An 18,383-nucleotide genomic window follows, 5' to 3' on the forward strand; every position below is an offset into this window, starting at 1 on the left:
TAACGGGGTGTTTTTTGTTAGTATACGCTTCTGTTTTGCAACTTATTCGACCATTTATAAAATCGTTCAATATTTAAATGTTTGAAAATCAAATATTAAACCCTGTTTCGAGTCACTTAAAGATATAGGGAGAAACAAATTATAGCGCCACGCTCTACCTGTAAAATGCAATTGCATTTTTTTGGATTTTTTAGAGATATGACGGTGAATTTTGTTAGAAAAAATAATTTTTCTAGCGTTTTCAGAGTCTCAGAGGGTGTCCATATATACTAATGAGGCAAGAGGTATCATTGTTACATGAATCCACGACACTACACAAGCTATGAGGAAGCTATAAGCTTGATGGAGCTCATTACAGGTAAGGGCAACACGTTCTCATTTACTTATATGAAGCTTGATGGTACAGTGTCCTACGTAAGTAAGGCGGTGCTGCGTAGTAGAGCAGCTACTGGACTCAATGCAAAGCACCGTATACAATTCACAAATGTTGCTACTAATGAGCATAGGTCCTGTTACATACCACTACTTATGGCTGTAAATAACAAAAAAATCAATCTTTATAATGAGCGTAGTTAAACTTAATACTAAGGATTATATAGCTTTAGATGATCATAAGGTCAGTTACTTTGAGATATCAGGTCGTAATTCCAATACTGGATCTGACGAGAATAAGGACACCTTTACAGATTGGCATGAGAATACGTTGGATTTCGGAGATTTTAAGGTGATCCCCTTTGGCTCTCAAAATGATATTCCAGATAAGATCATCGAAACATTGTATCCCAATCACCTCGCGCCGCGTATACAGAATCGCAAAGTTGAGCTTCTAATTGAACAAGGGCCTTATTTATACATCACAAAACAAGATGGGAAACAATACTCCAGAGAACCAGCCGAGGATTCAAAAATACTGGAATGGTTAGAAGGTATTGACTTTGAAGAACAGCTTCATCATAACGCTTCACAATACTATAATACCAATACTGTATTTTCAAAAGTTTACCGAGATCGTGCTAATTTAATCGGCTCTCAATCCTCATTAGCACTTATCGAAACACTAGATACGAGTAACTGTCGATTGGCGTATAGAAAAAATTCTAAAGCCAAAAAACCGACTCATGTAGTAATTGGCGATTTTAAATCTGGTAAAGAAGAGGAATACGAAGTATATCCATTGTTCAGCAAGCTTGAGCCATTTAAATATCCACTTGCAGTGCATTATTCGGTACGTAAAACATTCGGAATAAAACACTACTCAATGCCAGAGATCTACGGAGCGTTACCTTGGATTAAGCGATCTACATCAATACCTAAGATAATTGAAGCCTTGACCAACAATAGTCTTAATATCAAGTGGCATATAACGTCACCAAAACGATATTGGGATGAAAAACGCAAAATCATACAAAATAATCTTAAAGATGGTGAAATATACACCGAGAGTATGTTGGATGATCTCAAAGACAAAATATTCAAAGGGCTTAGCAAACTTTTATCTGGAGTCGAAAATGTAGGTAAATTTTGGCATAACGAGACGGTAACTGAAATGATAGGCGGATCTATGGTGGAGCTTGGTTGGAAAATCACTCCTATAGAACAAAAGGTAAAAGATTACGTCAAGGCGCAGCTTGATATTGCTACTCAATCAGATTTTGCAGTAGTTGCATCATTAGGACTACACGCGGCACTTGCGAACGTAGGTGCAGACGGTAAAAGTGACAGTGGATCGGAGCAGTTGTACGCATTAAAAATTCATCAGCTTACCTCTGTCATGATTGCCGAATATTACGTAACAAAAGCCCTTAACGATGCTATCAAAGCAAAATTTGGTAAAAATATAAAGGTCGGATTTTACCATATTAATGCTGAGCGTGAGCAGGATATTACCGAGAGTAAACGTGTAACTAACGAAACTCCTATATAATGGATATAATTTTCAATAAAGATAGTATCGGAGATGATGAAGTAAAAAGAGTACTCGGTTTTACCGATGCCGATTTTAAGTTTGATCATTTAATAACCGATATTAAACTAGAAACTCCCTATTTAATTGATTACATAGGATCAGAGGTCTATGAGTTGGCTCTGTATACCTATAATCCAGATTTAAAGCCTGGTGATTATTCGGCGCCTACGCTAAGTGAAACACAAACGAAGCTACTCGATAGAGTGATAGCTCTGATTCAGGCCTACTTGCTATTAATATCGTATCACAGCTACTCACAAAGCAGTGATCTAATTCACACGAATGCTGGGCGTAAGAACAATCGAACGGGGGATCAAACTACCCCTTGGGAGTGGCAAATTGACCGTGACAACGCTATTCAGCTCAAAAAAGCATATAAAGCACTGGATCATTTAATTAAGACATTGGATGATTCAGAAATTGAAGTTTGGAAAAACTCAGAGGCTTATAAAAAATCCAAAAAACTTTTCATTCATAACACCGCGATTTTTGATGATGTATTTTCCATCAATAAAAGTGGCCAGCTTTATTACAGAATGGTCCCTTTCATGAACACGATCGAGTTGGAGTATATTTTTCCGATTCTTCAGGAAACTAAGTTCAACGCAATTAAAGCGGCGATCCTAGCAGGCACCCCAAGCAATGATAAAAACGAACAACGATTGCTTGAGTTAATTCGTAACGCAGTGGCGTATCTAACGCTAGCTAAGGCATATAAAACATTCCCGGTCGAGATGTTTCCAGATAAAATCAATTACCAGGAGAATACAACGATGAAAGCCAAAGCCAGAGTCGAAGTAATGCAAAGTCATAAAGCTGAGGGTGAAGCATATCTCATAAAATTAGAAGATCATTATGCTAAGATGACTGCCACGCGTATAGAACGTGATCCCATGTCCGGACTCAAAGAAGAAAATAAACACGTATCTCTATAATTTACACCTATGAAATTTTTTGTCAAATATTATTATTCAATTCTTAAAAAATGGTTTTATCAAAATCTTACCAAAAAAGGACGAAAGGAAAAGTTTTTCGCAGAAGGACTGAAAAACATCAACGCACATCTCGATCAAAACAAAGAAAAAGCCAAGATGAATATGCTCAAGACAGCCGGGTCGCTGCTAACGACCAAGAAAATTATGGGATTCAATGGTAAAAAATCCATTACCAAAGCCAAAACGACCAATCACAAGCTTAAGCACATCGTAGACAACAAACACAGCGAGGAGTTAAAAAAAAATATGCTAAAAATTCAAAAAAATACCTTAGTGATCAAAGATGCATAAAATCGAAATCCCATCTAAAAACACGGTTATCGAGTTTCCAGAGGAAATATCAGAAATGACCGTCGAGCAGTACATTGCGTTCTGCTCACTGATTTTGCAGTTCACTAATAAAGAGATTAGTTATGGTGAGCTTAGAGTGCAACTTACTTATGTTTTACTAAATTTAATTCGTAAGGTGGATGTAAGTAAGCAAAACGAACAGGCAGATGCAGTAAGCGAAAACGTGTATCGAATCTCTCAATTGATGGATTGCTTTTTTGATACGAATGAAAAGGATGGTAAAGCCTTCAAAACGGTGAAGCTTGACAATATAGATAACAAAATTCCATCTATTGAGATCCAAAAACATATGTATACTGGTCCTGCAGATGCGCTTACCGATCTTAAATTTGGACAATACATTCAGGCGCTCAATGCCTATATCGATTATGCCAAAACCAAAGACGAATATTACCTCAATCACTTGGTAGCGACTTTGTACACAGCAAAAGATGAAGCCCTAGACAATAATTCCAAAGATCGTAAAGCAGCGCTTTTTAGTTTGGTGTCGTTAGCACAACGCTACGGAGTGTATTTATTTTTTCAAGGATGTCAAGAGTGGATAGCTACAAATAGAGCGTTGGATATCGGTGGTGGTCACACTGTCGATCTCTCGGTGCTCTTCATACCGTCAAAAAATAGTGAATCAGATGGTAAAAGCATAGGTATGTTAAGCGCCATGTATACACTGGCAGAATCTGGTGTTTTTGGTGATATGGAAAAGGTAGCAAACCAAAACCTATATGATGCCTTGGTCTACATGGTCCAGAAACATAACGAAGTACTTAAACTAAAGAAAAATGCTAAAAATACTAGATCTAAAGGCGTTTCTTGATGAAACAAAACAGGCGATCCCAGAAATTACCCACGTAAAGTTGCTATCGAGCGATGATCGATTTGCGAGAATCGCTGGCACTCTCAAAAGTGAAGACTTTTTGCTTATAGGATTGTTACCAAGCGCAAAACCAAAAAGCGGTAACGAGGACCTCACTACTTATAAAAACACCACTGCTTTTATGATTGTCAAAAAGTTTGACTCCAGAGCCGGCAATGAACATTATTTAGACACTTTTATCACTACCCAAACACTCATAATGAAATTTGAGAAACGCATTCGTTTTCTCAAATCCGATGTTGACAGCAAGTGTACGTTGATCGATTTTCAATTACAAACCTTATCAATTTTGCCAGTAGAGAACTATCACCACACCAATGGGTGGGACTTAAGTGTAATTGCAGAAAGCAAAAGTTAATTTCATATCTTTGATACTTAATCAATTATCACACAAATATGAAAAATTATATTACACTAGCAATGCTCTTAATTAGCACGCTTGCAATTGCACAGCAAAAAGTTGACAAATTCAAAATCACTCCAGAGGGTTTTAATGGATTCGTGGTTAAGGATTTTCCCGACAAGACTGCCGCAGATCTTTATACCGAAATTAAAAAATGGGGTGAATACACGCAGTACAAGGCTGAAGAAAATAAAACTTCAAGCATCGACGGCGAGTATCTTAGTTATAAGCTGTACCAAGTAAACCAAATTGAAGTCAATAATACGGGTCAGCGACTCTATTGGGATATTCAATATTTGCTAGAAATACGCTTTAAAGACGATAAATTACGAATTGACATAACTCTTGAACGCATGCCCCCTGCAGCTAATAATTCAGCTACTAACGTCGGAGACTTCCAATTAAGAGGCGGCTTTTTAAATTGGTCATTTTATAATAAAAAAGGAAAACCTAAAAAGATTACAGCCTCGGCTAGAGAGGATGTAGAAAATTTTGCTAGCGATGTAGTTGTGTCGTTAGAAGATGCAATAAATAAAGGAGCCGATTCAAAAAGTGGCGACTGGTAAACAATTTTTTATTATCTTTGAAGTGTCCAAGTAAAATTAATAGTATGCTACTCAAGAAAAAATTTATTAAATCCCGCGTTAGGTTCACAGGTATTCAACCCTGTGGTACTTCAATTCTATTGATTTTACTGGACGACCTGCGCGGGTATTTTAAAAAAAAGATATTATGTCCAGTAAAATCAATGAAACAAGTAACACCCCAGAACAAGTACATCAAATTGTTAGCGAGTTATTAGAAGAATGTACTCCCAAAGAGCTCACAGAATATCTAAGCAGTATGTATCATGGCTATAACAGCAGTGACTACGCAGACAATAAGATGGAGCGAACCGGCATCTATTATAGTTATACTGTATTAGGCGAATTTTTTACCAAATTGCATATGTTGAATAAGAAAAAACCTTCAATCAATGAGTAATTTTAAAATCATAGATGAAAATCTATTAGAAAAATTAAAGTCTTTAAGAGAAATCTCTTCAAAGGGCAAAGTATATATTAACTCTCCTGAAGTGTTAGAATATCAATCAGGTATCTTTCAGAAATTTAGGGACGAAGGATTTTATTACGGCTTCAATAGAGATGGTCGTTTTGATCATATTGAATATTTTTTTACATGGGGAATAGTTTGAAAAATTTATTTATAAAAATCAAACTTTTAGGGGTCTTTCTTCGTTGGTGGATTAGTGAGCCCTTTGAATTCTTCGATCATTTAGAATGTATCAGGTTTAGATATTTTATGGAGACCGATCCAGAGATGTTAACAATGCAAAAAGATTTATAATCCAAAAAGCTCCTATACAGGGGCTTTTTTTATGTCCATATAGTAACGATCTCGCCATAGTATACTTGTATTATGAGCGGTATACCAACACTACAGTCCCGATCAGGTGCAAATATCATCAAGGATCATTATATAAGACAAGTGCTTACAGATGCAGCTGAGGAAATTTTTGACAAGCAATCCAGAGTAATCTCCAATGCAAATTCAGATTATAGTGATCTGCTTAACAATCGATCGTACAGTGTCACATCAGGTAATCTAACCTTGGTACACGCTTTGCGTGAGCGCTTTGTCGACATGAAGCGTATCCGCGGTGAGGCGCAGCGTTCACTTAATGTTCATAATACCATTATTTGGTCTCAGTTCAACGTTGTAGTTGGCAAATTGCGCTACGGTTTCACTCATGATATCCGCAAAGCTATTGCTGCTCAATATAAAATTGAATTGTAATGGCAGGTATTAGTGATGAAACGCTTGAATTAAACATCGTTATCAACGGTGATAAGGCTCAACAAAAACTCGGCAACCTCCAAGAGCAACAAAACAAGTTGCGCAAATCCAACGAGGATCTGCGTAAAGAAAAGCTTAAGCTCATCAAGCAAGGCAAAAAAGAAACTGCCGAGTATAAACGAGTTACCCAAGAGATAAAAACGAACAACGTAGCTATTAAATCAAATAGTGAGGAGCAATCCAAGCTACGTCAACAGATTGGACTTACGAGTCTTACTACAAGCCAATTATCTCAGGAGCAAAGGCGTTTGCGATCGATTATGTCTGGCTTTGCACCCAATACCCCACAATGGAGACAGTACAATGCCGAACTGCAAAAGGTAAATAAGCAAATGGCAAACGTGCGCTCGCAGATGCGAGGCACCGCAGGCGTATTAGGTAAAATAAAATCTCAGTTTTCAGGGCTTTTCAGTGTAATTACAGGAGGGCTTGGTCTTGTGGCATTGTATCAAGGATTAAAAAAAGTTGCTGGTGGGAATGCAGAATTATCAGATTCACAATCTGATGTTGCTAAAACAACAGGACTCACCAAAACAGAAATTGATCAACTAACCGAAAGTCTTAAGCTATTGGATACCCGTACCCCAATCAAAGCTTTACTAGCATTAGCGACCGAGGCGGGACGTTTAGGTAAAGATTCTGTCGAGGATGTCGAGGAGTTTGTAAAGACAGCCGATAAAATTAGTGTTTCACTTGGGGATGATCTTAAAGGAGATATCAATGAGAATGTCACCCTTATAGGCAAGTTATCCAAGCAATATAAGGTTGGCGCAAAGCAAGGAGATTCTTTTGGTCGGGCGATGGAAAAGATAGGATCATCTATCAATGAGGTATCAGCATCTGGATCTAACCAGGCTGACTACTTGGTTGATTATTTAAAACGATTGTCAGGGGTATCTGCCCAGGCAGAAATTTCCGCACAGGATCAAATCGGTTTTGCGGCTGCGTTTGATGAGGCTGGTCAGTCGGTCGAAGTTGCCGGTACAACCATGAGTAAAATAATAATTGACATGTACTCTGATACTGCTGAGTATGCTAAGATTGCACGCAAATCAACAGAGGAATTCGCAGAGATATTGGCCAAGGATTCTAACGAGGCACTGCTTTTATTTTTAGAAGGTCTTCAAGGTGGTGGTGAAGGATTGAGTGTCATGACCAAGAAAATGGATAAGCTTGGCTTAGAGGGCGCACGTAGTGTAGCGGTACTTACTTCTATTGCAGAGAACACCGATAATGTGAGAGCAAAACAATTAATTGCCAGTCGCGCATTAGAAGAGGGTACATCCTTAACTGCTGAGTTTAGTAAGAAAAATGAAAATTTGGCAGCCACATTTGATAAGATTGCTAATGCAATAGGTAATCGCTTTGTAAACAGTGGTTTTCAGGAGTTCTTACAAAATGTTGCCTCTGGCATTTTACAGGTAGTATCGGTTTCTGATAATGCCGTGGCCTCGTATGAAAAGCAAGGGGATAAGATAGTAGATCTGCAAAACAATCTCGTCCCACTTATCGATGAATACGAGAATCTTAAAGAAAAAACTGAGCTTAGTAAAGATGAACAGGACCGTATGAAGGTGATAATAGGTCAGATCGCCGCCATCACCCCAACAGCAATCACTGCCTTTGATGAGTATGGTAATGCATTAGATATATCTGCAGACAAGGCACGTCAATTTCTTGAAACACAAAAAGCCTTACTTCAGTTCAGAAATGAAAAAGCCATCAAGGAGCAAACTGATCTCCTTAAGGAATACGAACGAACCATTGCTAGTATACAGAGTAAGTTATCTAATACTAATGAGGCTGGTGATGTTGTCAAGACTACTACCACCTTTTCCAAGTCTCAAAATGTTACAATTAGCGAGGAGAAGGTTTCAGGGGATGAGATTGCCAAGATGCAACAACAGCTGCAGGAGTATCAAACCAAACGTATTGGTGTGGAGGCGTCACTCAATGAGTTGTCAGGAGATTATTTGGAACAATATGCAGAGCGTGAAAAAGAAAAAACTAGACTCACGCTCCAGGAACTACAAAAACGTGCCGATGCTTTAAATATTCAGTTTGATGATAGCGCGACTCAGGAAGAGTTGCGTAATCTTATCTCTGCCGAGGAGCGTAAGCTGGCGATACTAGAAGCGAATCGCCTTAAGAATGCAGGTCTGGCAGAACAGGCATTGGTCGAAGCCGAAAAAAGACAAAAAAAGGTACTTGAAAATTACATAAAAGAAAATCAGGATTTTCAAGATTTCTTAGCTACACAGCGTGCAGAGCGTGAAGCTAATGAATTGAAAGAGATAGAACGGGATCTGGCATTTTTGGATATCAAGCATGCTAAAGAAAAAGAAAAATATATCCTTACTGAAGAGGAGAAAAAACTGTTGTCTGCACAAAAGATTGCTGAGCGTGAAACCTTACTCAAAGAGATTGAAGCCAATCAATTAGAAGAGCGTAACGGACTTAGAGTCCAGAAGCAAAACGAACTTAATGACCGTCTCCAGTTATTAGAAGAAGAAAACTGGGTTAATCAGGAAGCACTGCGTTTGGAGCGTGAAGCGTATAAAGCCGAAACGGATGAGGAGCGTGCTACTTTACTGTTGGAACGTGCCCAATTACTCGCACAACAAGAACTTGATATTGAACAGTGGAAAGAACTAGAACGTTTAAGGATAGCTGGTGCTACCGAGGAAGAGATAACCGCAGTAAAAAATAGACATGCCTCACAACGTCAAAGTCAAGAACAAACATTTCAACAACAATCCAAAGATCTTAAGAAGCAAGATGTAAAATGGACTGAAATGACCGAAACGCAAAAGCTAAATACTATAACCAGTGCGTTAGGTATGGCAGCAGATGCGTTTAATGAAGGTTCCGCAGCATGGAAAGCTGCAAAAATAGCAGAGACTACAATCACTACGTATCAATCTGCGGTAAATGCATTCAACTCTCTCGCACAGATTCCTATTGTTGGAACTGTTTTAGGTGGTGTAGCTGCAGGTTTAGCAGTAGCATCGGGTATTAAGCAAGTTCAAAATATTGCAAAAACACCGATAAAAAAAATCGATAAACCCAAAAAGCAAAGTGTAAAAGGTAGGGAAAAAGGATTGTATAAGGATACGGTTGATGTAACCCGTACCGATGGTCGTCGTTTTATAGCAAAAAATGGTGGCGTTACAAGTACACAGCTAGTTACTTCTCCCACATATTTTAGTGATGATTATATAGCTGGGGAGAAAGGACCAGAAATGGTAATTGATGCACCAACTTTTCGTCGTTTAGATCCACAAGTAATCTCTCATATTCAGCAAGTGCATAGAGGTGTCGTGGGATATGAAAATGGTCTATATGCAAACCAGACTAAAACGTCAACCTCTAATGCTGTAGAGAATCCACAACAAAACACACAATCTTCACAAAATGAGATGATGCTTACCGTTTTAATGAATATCAATAATCGTTTAGAAAATCCAGTGCCTCCGATTATTCCATTTGGATATGAAGAAGCTAGTAAAATTGAAGATTTAATCAAAGAGAGGCAACAGTCAGAAAACAACGGAAATTTAACACCATGATAGAAGTTATTCAAGCTCCTGGAGCAAACAGATTTTTAGCTGATGGTAATGATACTGATATTATCATAAAATCAACGCGAGGCAATAATTACTATTTTCAAATTGATATTTATATCAATGGAATTCTATTAACAACACAAAGTTGGAGTAAGGATGCTCAAGGGAAAGCTACACACAATTTACGTAAGTTGTATGATGTTTATTTCAATACTGTTTTTGCAGTTCCAAGTATTATTGAAGTGACTTATCTCACAGAGTTGCAAAGGAAAGTACGCATTGTAGTTAAGGAAAATGAAATTAAGACTGGGAGAACCGTGGAAAAGTTCGTGCTACCAGAGTACTATATTATAAAAAATAGAGTGCCCTATTTTTTTATGGATACAAACGATCTTCAATTATTGGATTATGAGGTTCCAGAAATCTATGTTCCCGAAAATGGTTTGGTAATTTTTCCATTTTATTCGAATGGAAAAAATGATTTTGTGGTTGAAATTACAGATATAGGGACTAATACAATTCTTATGAAGAAAAGTTATACTGGTAAAAATTCTCGAATTTTTCAGTTCAACTTATTATTAGAATTTCTTGGATTAAATCTCGGTACGAGTTCTCTAAAAATAATATTTAAAAGCGGTAATGGAATTATTGAGAAACGTATTCAATTGATACGCCGAAGTATTTATCCTATTAAACAAGTATTTCATCTCAATAACTTTGGATTCTTCTTATGCTCTTATTTACGTGGAAAATTGGAAATTGCGAATAATTTAAAACCAAAATCTTACATAGATGCAACAGGTAACACGGTGACTTATGATATAGAAGAGACGTATCAAGTTGAATTAAACTCTGGATATTCGTACTTCAATGAGTTAAGCGAAATGATAGCTACAAGTTTGGATGTTAGATTAAATTTCAATGGTCAATGGAATAAAATGACTGCGGAAACTAAAAAAGTTACGGTGGTAAAGGATAATGAATTTATAAAACAAACCACCCTAAAGTTCTCAAAGAAAAACATTGATTCACTTAATAATATGTCAACTTATAACTCTGCTCCAACTGCGGTAAACATAATTGTACAAGGCGAAGAAAATGTATCACTAAGATTCCCAGTAAGTAAGTTTATTGATGCATTTAGCGATCAGGATGATGAGTTAAAATCAATACTTATAACTCAACCTACCAAAAACGGCAATTTTGGTTACTTTAAAAAATCAGGAGAATATGTATCAATCAGTCCTAATGGAGGGGTTTTATCGTCGATTACCGTCTTGATTTTATTAAGTGAAGCTGATTACTTTGAGTACGATCCATATACCGATCGTTTTGGTAGTCCTTTAGATATTATTAATTTTCAACTCAACGATGGTTCATTTAATAGTAATACCGCAAAATTAATTTTTAATATTGAGGAGGGGATAAATGCCCCAATTCCTCCAAGCATTACTGTACAATCTAACTATCAAATAATAACAGATGCTTCAGGTAGAGGTGAAGTTACAGTGCCAATTACAGTAAATAACCCAGATGGGTTCCCAATAACCGTAGTTTGGAGCAAAACCAGTCCAAAACTTTCACTTAGTAATACAACTAATAACTCTGGAAAAATTAGTGTTTTAAATGCTATTAATGGTGAGCAGTTCTATGTCAAGGTAAAAGTAACTGATAGTCGTGGATTATCAAGTGAGAAAACGGTTACATTTAAAGCGGTAAATAGGCAAATCCAATTAACATCAATTGTAATTTTTGAATCACCAGTGGTAAGTTTTAAAGAGTTTGATATAAAAATCTTCAATGGTATAGCGTTTCAGTCGATTGGGGTCCAATTCAATTTTTCATCCTCTAACAATAATGGATTTTCAGAAATTTTCATTAACGGTTTTTCTTCTCAACTCTTTCTAAATAGAACAAATTACTCCTCCTACCAGAAAATTAATTTTGATAGTAATGGTTCCATTATTTTTTCCGTTAGAGTTGCTAAGGACAGAGGCGAGTTGAGTGAAGGAGGTTCTCAAAATAGTTCCGCTAGATTATTGGTTGAAATTAGAGATCCAAGCCCAGGAATGTCTATAAATCCAGGTAATTCAATCCTAAGTTTAATCGTATGAAAGCATTAAGAATTTTATATAAAGGTAGCGAGATAGAATTTGTAAGAGAAGATCTCAAATTCAAATCTATAAATAATTCATTTAAGAAGGAATTTTTTGTAATGCATAATACATATCCAATCCGAATTGTAGAAAATAAAAATACTGTAAACTTATTGGGTCCTCTTAAAATTTCTACCTCCAAAAAAAAGAAAATTATACCCGTAGAAGTTTCTATAGGAACTACGATTTATACTGCAGAGCTTATTCAAAATAAAGCTATAGAGGGATTTAGAAAATGTGATATACGTTTTGGATCAGTAATTTATCAAATAAAAGATAGAAAAATAGCTAGTTATTTCCGTGACTATAACGTATTAGGTAACTCTCCACTTTTGCAAGAGTATAAAGAAGAGTCCGATAAAGAATATGGAGCTATGAATGCATGGATAAATGAGGCTAGAAACCGCGAGAACAAGATTTATCCTGAAATTGATTGGCAATTACCTCGCATTTCTTATCGTGATAGGCTTAAAGAAGAACAATATTTCTTAAAATTTATAAATAATAGAAATGTATCGAATGGTAATATTCTTAAAAACTCATACTCAGATTCTTATAGTTATTTAGAGGTTAAAAATAAAAATGTTATCGCTCCACACGTTTTTTTGTTAGCACCCTTGCTTAAAATTTTTAATAGTCTGGGTTACAAAATTTCGGGATCTTTTCCCAATGATCCTATGATTAAAAGAATATTGGTGGTTCCCAAAAATGATAATCTTACAAAAGTTCCTGTATCAATAGGTAAAAAGGAATACACTCAATTATCACCATTAAATAACGACTATTTGCGACCAGGTCCTGGGGGTAATTCAAATAATATTTTCGAAAACGCATATTACACATATATATACAAGTATCATATAATACCAAATGTCGAGGGTAACTTCAAATTATTTTATGATTTCGAAATGAGAGGACTTAATGGATCTAATTACTTTTTTGGGTTACGGGTTTATATAGATGATGAATTGATTGATGAATGGTATGGTTCCAATCCTGGAAGGTATAAAGGCGAACTAGAATATTCAATCGAGATGGGTCAAAAATTTTCGTATGCATATCATAACATAGCAAATCAACAACCTCTATCTTATAGTTTATATGTAGTTAAAGAAGAAGATACCAAAGATCTGTATGATTTTCATCCTACAATTGATTTCTCTCGCTATTTACCAGATTGGACGGTTATCGAGTACTTGACAAAATTGAAAAATGATTTTTGCTTAAATATTGAATTCGATGAAGTAAAGAAAGAACTAAGAGTTAACTATAACAGAGATTATTTAAAAACAGGAAATTATACTAAAATTGGAGGTGTAGGAGATTTATCTGAATTTACTAATATAGAGTATGATAGTTATAGTGTGCGACATGCCGATAGGGTGTCGCCTAATGTATTTATAGATCATAATGGAACCAGTGTCAATAGAGCTGTCAAAAAGACTACTGATGATATTATCACATCTTTTAAGACTTTTTCATTTCTAAATGGAACAGCATCAATAAATGAAAATTCAAATGAACTAGATGGTGTAGGATTAGTTTTATACGACCCTGTCTCAGGTCCAAATACAATAAATTCGTATTCAGGAAGACATTTACGAATTAATGGTGCTGGAGGATTATTTGATATTAATTTTCATGATTGGATAAAATTTAAATTGAATAGTGGGGTATTAAAACTAAAGAAAACATATTCGTCAATAGAGTTGGATAATATATTGAAAACTAGAAAAGTTTATCATCAAAATCAAATGTTTCTAGTTGGTTTAATTAAATATGAAGATAAGTCATCGGGTCTTATCGAAGCAGAAATGGATCTACATAGCGTTAATTATTAAAAATATTATCCATAAGATCTATTTGATCATCCGTTACACTTTGTACTATATGGGAATAAATCATGGTTGTTTTTATACTCTCATGTCCCAACATTTTCTGTAAATGCTCGATACGCCCACCACACATCAAAAAATTAGTCGCAAAGGTGTGACGGGAAGAGTGAAAATATATATTTTTCTTAATATTTAGAATTTTTGCAATTACTTTTAATTCTTCATTCATTGTTTCACGCGCATAGCTACCGTTAAATACTTGTGGTAGCTCTACTAGACTCTTAGCATGCTTATTCAATTTGATTCTAATAAATTTTTCGGTTTTTTTCATTGTAAAAGCAATATGATTTCCTATAAAATTATCTTCTTTTAATTGCTCTATGTCACTAATTCGGATGCCGGTGAAACATGAAAAGAGGTAGCGAGTAAGAATATTTTTGTGAGTCTCTTTAATAAAAATACTATTGTTATAATCCATCATTAGCTTTACTTCCTCAGGTAATAAAAAAGTGCGTTGCCCTGTCATCTTTCCAACTGAGATCTCATTATAACTTAGTTCAGTATTAATCCCTTGATTATTGGCTTGGTGTAAATATTTTTTAAAAGTCTTAATGGTGCTTTCGACTGTTGCTTTTTTATTTTTCAAATCTTTCAACATCCACGCGCGCAGATCATTGACTAATTTCTCGTTAATTTCATAGAAGTATATAGGAGACTTAAATCGCTCTATCTTTTGTAAAGCTCCTACTTGTTGTCTATATGTGCTGTCCTTGATAAGATCTTTTTGAGTTTTAAGATAATGTTTTGCAAAAGCATTATAGTCTATGCGTAAGCTTGGTTGTTGTAATTCACAAATAACTTTTTCAAGAGTTATTTTCTGATTGCTCAGTCTATAATTGACCTCTATTGTATTAATATCTGACAGTACTTTTTCGATCAACAAATTATAGTCATCCGAATGAGGATACTTTTTTATGATTCGTTGTTTTTTTTTGTCAAAATAATTAGGTGGTACTGCAATATCTAAAGGAAGTCGCTTTCTACCATTTAAGTAGAGTTGAACATATAATGCACAGGTTCCGTCGGTTCGGATGTAGTCCTCTTTTATAATAATCTTATAGGTTAACTTCCCATTCATTTTTTGTGGGTCAAATTGTGGGACAAAAACTGGGCTTTGTGCAGCTATATTCATATTCCTCCTATTTTTTACGATATGGTCTTAAAACAGTAATGGCGCAGTCCTTACAGAAAATATCTGTAAGGACTGCGCCTTTGTTTACTTAAAAAAGTGACCTCGGCAGGATTCAAACCTGCAACCTCCACAGCCGTAATGTGGTGCACTATTCAGTTATGCTACGAGGCCTTTTTGCGGGTGCAAATATAATGTATTTTAAAGTTTAACCAAAGAATTTTTATCTTTATTTCTAAATAAAAATTAAGAGGGCTGTCAATTTTATTCCTTTTATAGATTTTTTTGAATAGAAACTACTAATTAACAGATGGTTGTTTTTGTATCGTGATGTTTTCAACTTTGGGGACAATTTTATATTTAGCAACTCAATAGATCTAGTATTCCTCAAAATTTAATAGAGAGTGAACCCTGTTAAAATTGTTTCCATTTTATATAATTCGTTATTTTGTCAAATGGATTTACAAAATTATATAAGAGATATTTCAGATTTTCCAAAACCTGGCGTTGTGTTTAAAGATATAACGCCCCTGTTGGGAAATGCTGAAGCATTAAAAGTTTGTGCAAATGCCTTGAAAAATCTATACCAAGGTAAGCAAGTCGATAAGGTGATAGGTATTGAGGCTCGTGGATTTATTTTTGGTGCGATGCTTGCAGAAAGGTTAGGTGCGGGATTTGTACCTGTACGCAAGAAAGGAAAGTTACCTTATGAGGTAGTAAGTAAAGCGTATAGTTTGGAGTATGGCGAAGATGTGTTAGAGATACACAAGGATGCTATACAACCAGGAGACCGTGTGTTAATACACGATGATGTATTAGCTACTGGGGGAACAGCAAGGGCAGTATGTGATTTGGTTAAAGAGGCTGGAGGTATTGTCGTACAATGTAATTTTATTATCAAACTGGAATTTTTAAATGGAGAGGATAAACTTGATGCGCCCGTTGCATCATTATTTACTTTCTAAAAAAAAGAACGCCTTCAGTGTAAAAATCTAGAAGGCGTTATATGTACTCTTATATATAAATTTTATTTTTTGGTAGTAGCGATGATGGCACCATCAGTTGCTTTCTTCCCATAGATGCTTTTAGCTGTATTAGGTTTCAAAAAATCTACAGTATCCAAAGTGTCTTCTTTAGCTAATCTATCCAAAGTTTTAAAATCGCTTTCTTCGCCGTCTATAATGATCAATTTATTAATGTCAGGCGTATCAATAAAATGATAGCGTTGATTGCCTTTGAATGGAGAAATAGCCTGTCCGTTAAAACTAAAATTTCCTTGATCATCCTCATCAAAATCAAATGAGAAGGTATTCATGATTTGATCTTTCAGCTCTTGTAGATTAATACCGCCTTTCAAAAACAGAGAATCGGTATCTTTATCAAAATTAAAATTAAATGCAAATCCATGATTTTGCATTAAACTATCAATATTAATATGAGGATGTTTAAATGGAGCCTTAGTGTTACTTGTGGTAATTTTAAAATTCTTTTGATTACTTATAAACAATCCTCCCGATTTATAACCTAGTTCTATAGGAGCAATTGGGATATTAGATGATGAGGTATAGTTAGTTTTTGAATTATCCTTTTTTAATATAATCGAGAGCCCCGTAATTTCTTTATCCGAATTATAAGTAACCTTGTTTACAATTAGGTCAATTCCATTTTCATTAAAAAAAGACGTTAGATCATTCAAATCTTCTTGTGTAGTATCTTTGCTTATTACCGCAGTAACCTCGTCTTGAATCTTGAGTTCGACCATGCTTGTCTTTATAGATGCATTATTCTTTGCAAAAAGAGAATGAATGCCTAGCATACATATCCCCAAAAAGAGCCATCGTTTCATATCAATTTAATTATAGTGATTAAAAATTTTTAGAATTATTAGAAGAGACGATTTTAATCAAAAAATGTTGCATTATAAGTAAGGATAGTTTTCTATAAAGCTCTCTTGGTTACAAACAATTTCCAACCAAAAATTAATAGCTGTAATTTTGTTGCCTTGGATAAGTCTAGTTGTTTTTTACTAAAACTAGGTAATAATAATGTATTAACCTTAGCCAAAAATTTGAAAAATTGTTTTTTCATAATGTAAAATTTAAGAATTTGAATTATAACAAAATACGTATCTCTTGCAAATAAAAGATAAATTGAAAACAACTACTTTAAATAGACTTATTATCTTCGCTCCCAAAACGTTTAAACATGTTGTTAAATATATTGTACCTTTTTATTGGATTAGCATTATTGGTAGTTGGTGGAGAGTTTTTGGTACGCTCATCGGTAGCTTTATCTTTTCGACTTAAATTATCTAGAATGGTAATTGGACTTACCGTTGTTTCTTTTGCAACTTCTGCACCAGAGTTGTTAGTAAGTTTACAAGCTGCGCTTGATGGATTATCAGATATTTCTCTTGGTAATGTAGTAGGTTCCAATATAGCAAATATTGGATTAGTTTTAGGAATAACGGCAATGATCGGTCCACTTGCCATTGATAAAGATTTTTATAAATTAAATTGGCCTGTTATGGTCGTCTTATCTTTTGTATTATATCTATTTCTCAATAATGATGATATGCTTTCTTCGCTAGAAGGATTGTTTTTAATTTTATCATTGATAGGATATCTTTTTATTTTAATACGGAATGCCAGAAAAATTTCGGGAGCTGTCATAGATGAAGTAGATGAAACGTTACAACAAACTTCTAATTTCAAAATCGGAATTTGGCTTCTAATAGGAGGTGCAGCTCTTTATTTTGGATCAGAACTATTGGTAAATGGAGCAGAGGCTATTGCGATTGTTTTAGGTGTTTCCGAGGGTGTTATAGCGGTTACACTTATCGCTGTGGGAACTAGTGTCCCCGAATTAGCAGCATCTGTTATTGCAGCGCTAAAACAAGAAAAAGCAATCTCATTAGGAAATCTAATAGGTTCTAATATTTTTAATATCGCTTCTGTTTTAGGAATTACGGCTATCATTCAACCCATCGCTATAAAAGATGAAACATTAATGGATACAAACATCTATTGGATGCTAGGCTTTGCAATGATTTTACTACCGTTAGCTTTTATCCCAAAACGTATGACACTGGGGAGGATAAAGGGATTTTTTATCTTTGGAGCTTATTGTGTGTTTATAGCCTTGGTATTTATAAATTAGATAGCTTCTTAGAAGAAAATGAGTAGATCCTG

Annotated in this window: 18 protein-coding genes and 1 tRNA gene; 15 read left to right on the top strand and 4 right to left on the bottom strand. The window is 35.2% G+C overall.

Annotation, left to right across the window (positions count from 1 at the left end; translation table 11 throughout):
- The first annotated feature begins 297 nt into the window (after nt 1-297).
- The 13 genes from ACE939_RS00885 (at nt 298) to ACE939_RS00945 (ending at nt 14,009) form a co-directional block, all read left to right on the top strand.
- Complete coding sequence (locus ACE939_RS00885; RefSeq protein ID WP_378186888.1) at nt 298-576, top strand: hypothetical protein; 279 nt, start codon at nt 298-300, stop codon at nt 574-576.
- Complete coding sequence (locus tag ACE939_RS00890; protein WP_378186889.1) at nt 563-1,924, top strand: hypothetical protein; 1,362 nt, start codon at nt 563-565, stop codon at nt 1,922-1,924. Before ACE939_RS00885 ends, ACE939_RS00890 begins: the two co-directional genes overlap by 14 nt.
- Complete coding sequence (locus tag ACE939_RS00895; RefSeq protein WP_378186890.1) at nt 1,924-2,901, top strand: DUF6712 family protein; 978 nt, start codon at nt 1,924-1,926, stop codon at nt 2,899-2,901. The genes ACE939_RS00890 and ACE939_RS00895 overlap by 1 nt, the downstream gene beginning before the upstream one ends.
- Nucleotides 2,902-2,910: 9 nt before the next feature.
- The gene (locus ACE939_RS00900; protein ID WP_378186891.1) at nt 2,911-3,252 is read left to right on the top strand and encodes a hypothetical protein; all 342 of its coding nucleotides are present in this window, start codon (nt 2,911-2,913) and stop codon (nt 3,250-3,252) included.
- Nucleotides 3,245-4,126 carry a hypothetical protein gene (locus tag ACE939_RS00905; RefSeq protein ID WP_378186892.1) on the top strand — a complete coding sequence of 294 codons (882 nt, stop codon included), beginning with the start codon at nt 3,245-3,247 and terminating at the stop codon, nt 4,124-4,126. Before ACE939_RS00900 ends, ACE939_RS00905 begins: the two co-directional genes overlap by 8 nt.
- Nucleotides 4,092-4,544 (top strand): hypothetical protein, encoded by a 453-nt coding sequence (locus ACE939_RS00910; RefSeq protein WP_378186893.1) that lies wholly within the window; start codon nt 4,092-4,094, stop codon nt 4,542-4,544. Before ACE939_RS00905 ends, ACE939_RS00910 begins: the two co-directional genes overlap by 35 nt.
- A gap of 38 nt (nt 4,545-4,582) precedes the next feature.
- Nucleotides 4,583-5,155 carry a hypothetical protein gene (locus ACE939_RS00915; protein WP_378186894.1) on the top strand — a complete coding sequence of 191 codons (573 nt, stop codon included), beginning with the start codon at nt 4,583-4,585 and terminating at the stop codon, nt 5,153-5,155.
- A 166-nt stretch (nt 5,156-5,321) separates the two neighbouring features.
- Complete coding sequence (locus ACE939_RS00920; RefSeq protein ID WP_378186895.1) at nt 5,322-5,573, top strand: hypothetical protein; 252 nt, start codon at nt 5,322-5,324, stop codon at nt 5,571-5,573.
- Nucleotides 5,566-5,784 carry a hypothetical protein gene (locus tag ACE939_RS00925; RefSeq protein ID WP_378186896.1) on the top strand — a complete coding sequence of 73 codons (219 nt, stop codon included), beginning with the start codon at nt 5,566-5,568 and terminating at the stop codon, nt 5,782-5,784. The genes ACE939_RS00920 and ACE939_RS00925 overlap by 8 nt, the downstream gene beginning before the upstream one ends.
- Nucleotides 5,785-6,008: 224 nt before the next feature.
- Nucleotides 6,009-6,386, top strand: a complete 378-nt coding sequence (locus tag ACE939_RS00930; RefSeq protein WP_378186897.1) for a hypothetical protein — start codon at nt 6,009-6,011, stop codon at nt 6,384-6,386.
- Nucleotides 6,386-10,015 (top strand): phage tail tape measure protein, encoded by a 3,630-nt coding sequence (locus ACE939_RS00935; RefSeq protein ID WP_378186898.1) that lies wholly within the window; start codon nt 6,386-6,388, stop codon nt 10,013-10,015. Before ACE939_RS00930 ends, ACE939_RS00935 begins: the two co-directional genes overlap by 1 nt.
- Nucleotides 10,012-12,126, top strand: coding sequence for a hypothetical protein (locus ACE939_RS00940; RefSeq protein ID WP_378186899.1), 2,115 nt, complete (start codon nt 10,012-10,014; stop codon nt 12,124-12,126). Before ACE939_RS00935 ends, ACE939_RS00940 begins: the two co-directional genes overlap by 4 nt.
- Nucleotides 12,123-14,009: a hypothetical protein gene (locus ACE939_RS00945; protein WP_378186900.1), complete on the top strand. Its 1,887-nt coding sequence runs from the start codon at nt 12,123-12,125 to the stop codon at nt 14,007-14,009. Before ACE939_RS00940 ends, ACE939_RS00945 begins: the two co-directional genes overlap by 4 nt.
- On the opposite strand, the gene ACE939_RS00950 is transcribed toward ACE939_RS00945, so the two are convergent.
- A complete protein-coding gene (locus ACE939_RS00950; protein WP_378186901.1) occupies nt 13,999-15,195 on the bottom strand; it encodes a tyrosine-type recombinase/integrase in 1,197 nt (398 codons plus the stop codon). The two genes, ACE939_RS00945 and ACE939_RS00950, sit on opposite strands and share 11 nt — an antisense overlap.
- Before the next feature lie 97 nt (nt 15,196-15,292).
- Nucleotides 15,293-15,366, bottom strand: a tRNA-Arg gene (locus ACE939_RS00955).
- Nucleotides 15,367-15,647: 281 nt separating this feature from the next.
- Here ACE939_RS00955 and ACE939_RS00960 point away from each other — a divergent pair.
- Complete coding sequence (locus ACE939_RS00960; RefSeq protein WP_378188462.1) at nt 15,648-16,157, top strand: adenine phosphoribosyltransferase; 510 nt, start codon at nt 15,648-15,650, stop codon at nt 16,155-16,157.
- A 62-nt stretch (nt 16,158-16,219) separates the two neighbouring features.
- On the opposite strand, the gene ACE939_RS00965 is transcribed toward ACE939_RS00960, so the two are convergent.
- Nucleotides 16,220-17,038, bottom strand: coding sequence for a hypothetical protein (locus ACE939_RS00965; protein ID WP_378186902.1), 819 nt, complete (start codon nt 17,036-17,038; stop codon nt 16,220-16,222).
- Between the two features lie 92 nt (nt 17,039-17,130).
- The gene (locus ACE939_RS00970; protein ID WP_378186903.1) at nt 17,131-17,280 is read right to left on the bottom strand and encodes an SsrA-binding protein; all 150 of its coding nucleotides are present in this window, start codon (nt 17,278-17,280) and stop codon (nt 17,131-17,133) included.
- A gap of 117 nt (nt 17,281-17,397) precedes the next feature.
- Here ACE939_RS00970 and ACE939_RS00975 point away from each other — a divergent pair, with 117 nt between their 5' ends.
- Entirely contained in the window at nt 17,398-18,351 is a 954-nt protein-coding gene (locus tag ACE939_RS00975) for a calcium/sodium antiporter (RefSeq protein ID WP_378186904.1), read from the top strand.
- The last annotated feature ends 32 nt before the right edge of the window (nt 18,352-18,383 follow it).

This window comes from Aquimarina rhodophyticola (assembly GCF_042434915.1).
Classification (GTDB): Bacteria; Bacteroidota; Bacteroidia; order Flavobacteriales; family Flavobacteriaceae; genus Aquimarina.

Excerpts from the sequence above, each read along its gene's own strand:
- ACE939_RS00935 (WP_378186898.1), top strand. The coding sequence starts at position 6,386 with ATGGCAGGTATTAGTGATGAAACGCTTGAATTAAACATCGTTATCAAC.
- ACE939_RS00910 (WP_378186893.1), top strand. The coding sequence starts at position 4,092 with ATGCTAAAAATACTAGATCTAAAGGCGTTTCTTGATGAAACAAAACAG.
- ACE939_RS00925 (WP_378186896.1), top strand. The coding sequence starts at position 5,566 with ATGAGTAATTTTAAAATCATAGATGAAAATCTATTAGAAAAATTAAAG.
- ACE939_RS00920 (WP_378186895.1), top strand. The coding sequence starts at position 5,322 with ATGTCCAGTAAAATCAATGAAACAAGTAACACCCCAGAACAAGTACAT.
- ACE939_RS00915 (WP_378186894.1), top strand. The coding sequence starts at position 4,583 with ATGAAAAATTATATTACACTAGCAATGCTCTTAATTAGCACGCTTGCA.
- ACE939_RS00950 (WP_378186901.1), bottom strand. The coding sequence starts at position 15,195 with ATGAATATAGCTGCACAAAGCCCAGTTTTTGTCCCACAATTTGACCCA.
- ACE939_RS00940 (WP_378186899.1), top strand. The coding sequence starts at position 10,012 with ATGATAGAAGTTATTCAAGCTCCTGGAGCAAACAGATTTTTAGCTGAT.
- ACE939_RS00960 (WP_378188462.1), top strand. The coding sequence starts at position 15,648 with ATGGATTTACAAAATTATATAAGAGATATTTCAGATTTTCCAAAACCT.
- ACE939_RS00885 (WP_378186888.1), top strand. The coding sequence starts at position 298 with ATGAATCCACGACACTACACAAGCTATGAGGAAGCTATAAGCTTGATG.
- ACE939_RS00895 (WP_378186890.1), top strand. The coding sequence starts at position 1,924 with ATGGATATAATTTTCAATAAAGATAGTATCGGAGATGATGAAGTAAAA.
- ACE939_RS00900 (WP_378186891.1), top strand. The coding sequence starts at position 2,911 with ATGAAATTTTTTGTCAAATATTATTATTCAATTCTTAAAAAATGGTTT.
- ACE939_RS00970 (WP_378186903.1), bottom strand. The coding sequence starts at position 17,280 with ATGAAAAAACAATTTTTCAAATTTTTGGCTAAGGTTAATACATTATTA.
- ACE939_RS00930 (WP_378186897.1), top strand. The coding sequence starts at position 6,009 with ATGAGCGGTATACCAACACTACAGTCCCGATCAGGTGCAAATATCATC.
- ACE939_RS00975 (WP_378186904.1), top strand. The coding sequence starts at position 17,398 with ATGTTGTTAAATATATTGTACCTTTTTATTGGATTAGCATTATTGGTA.
- ACE939_RS00965 (WP_378186902.1), bottom strand. The coding sequence starts at position 17,038 with ATGAAACGATGGCTCTTTTTGGGGATATGTATGCTAGGCATTCATTCT.
- ACE939_RS00945 (WP_378186900.1), top strand. The coding sequence starts at position 12,123 with ATGAAAGCATTAAGAATTTTATATAAAGGTAGCGAGATAGAATTTGTA.
- ACE939_RS00905 (WP_378186892.1), top strand. The coding sequence starts at position 3,245 with ATGCATAAAATCGAAATCCCATCTAAAAACACGGTTATCGAGTTTCCA.
- ACE939_RS00890 (WP_378186889.1), top strand. The coding sequence starts at position 563 with ATGAGCGTAGTTAAACTTAATACTAAGGATTATATAGCTTTAGATGAT.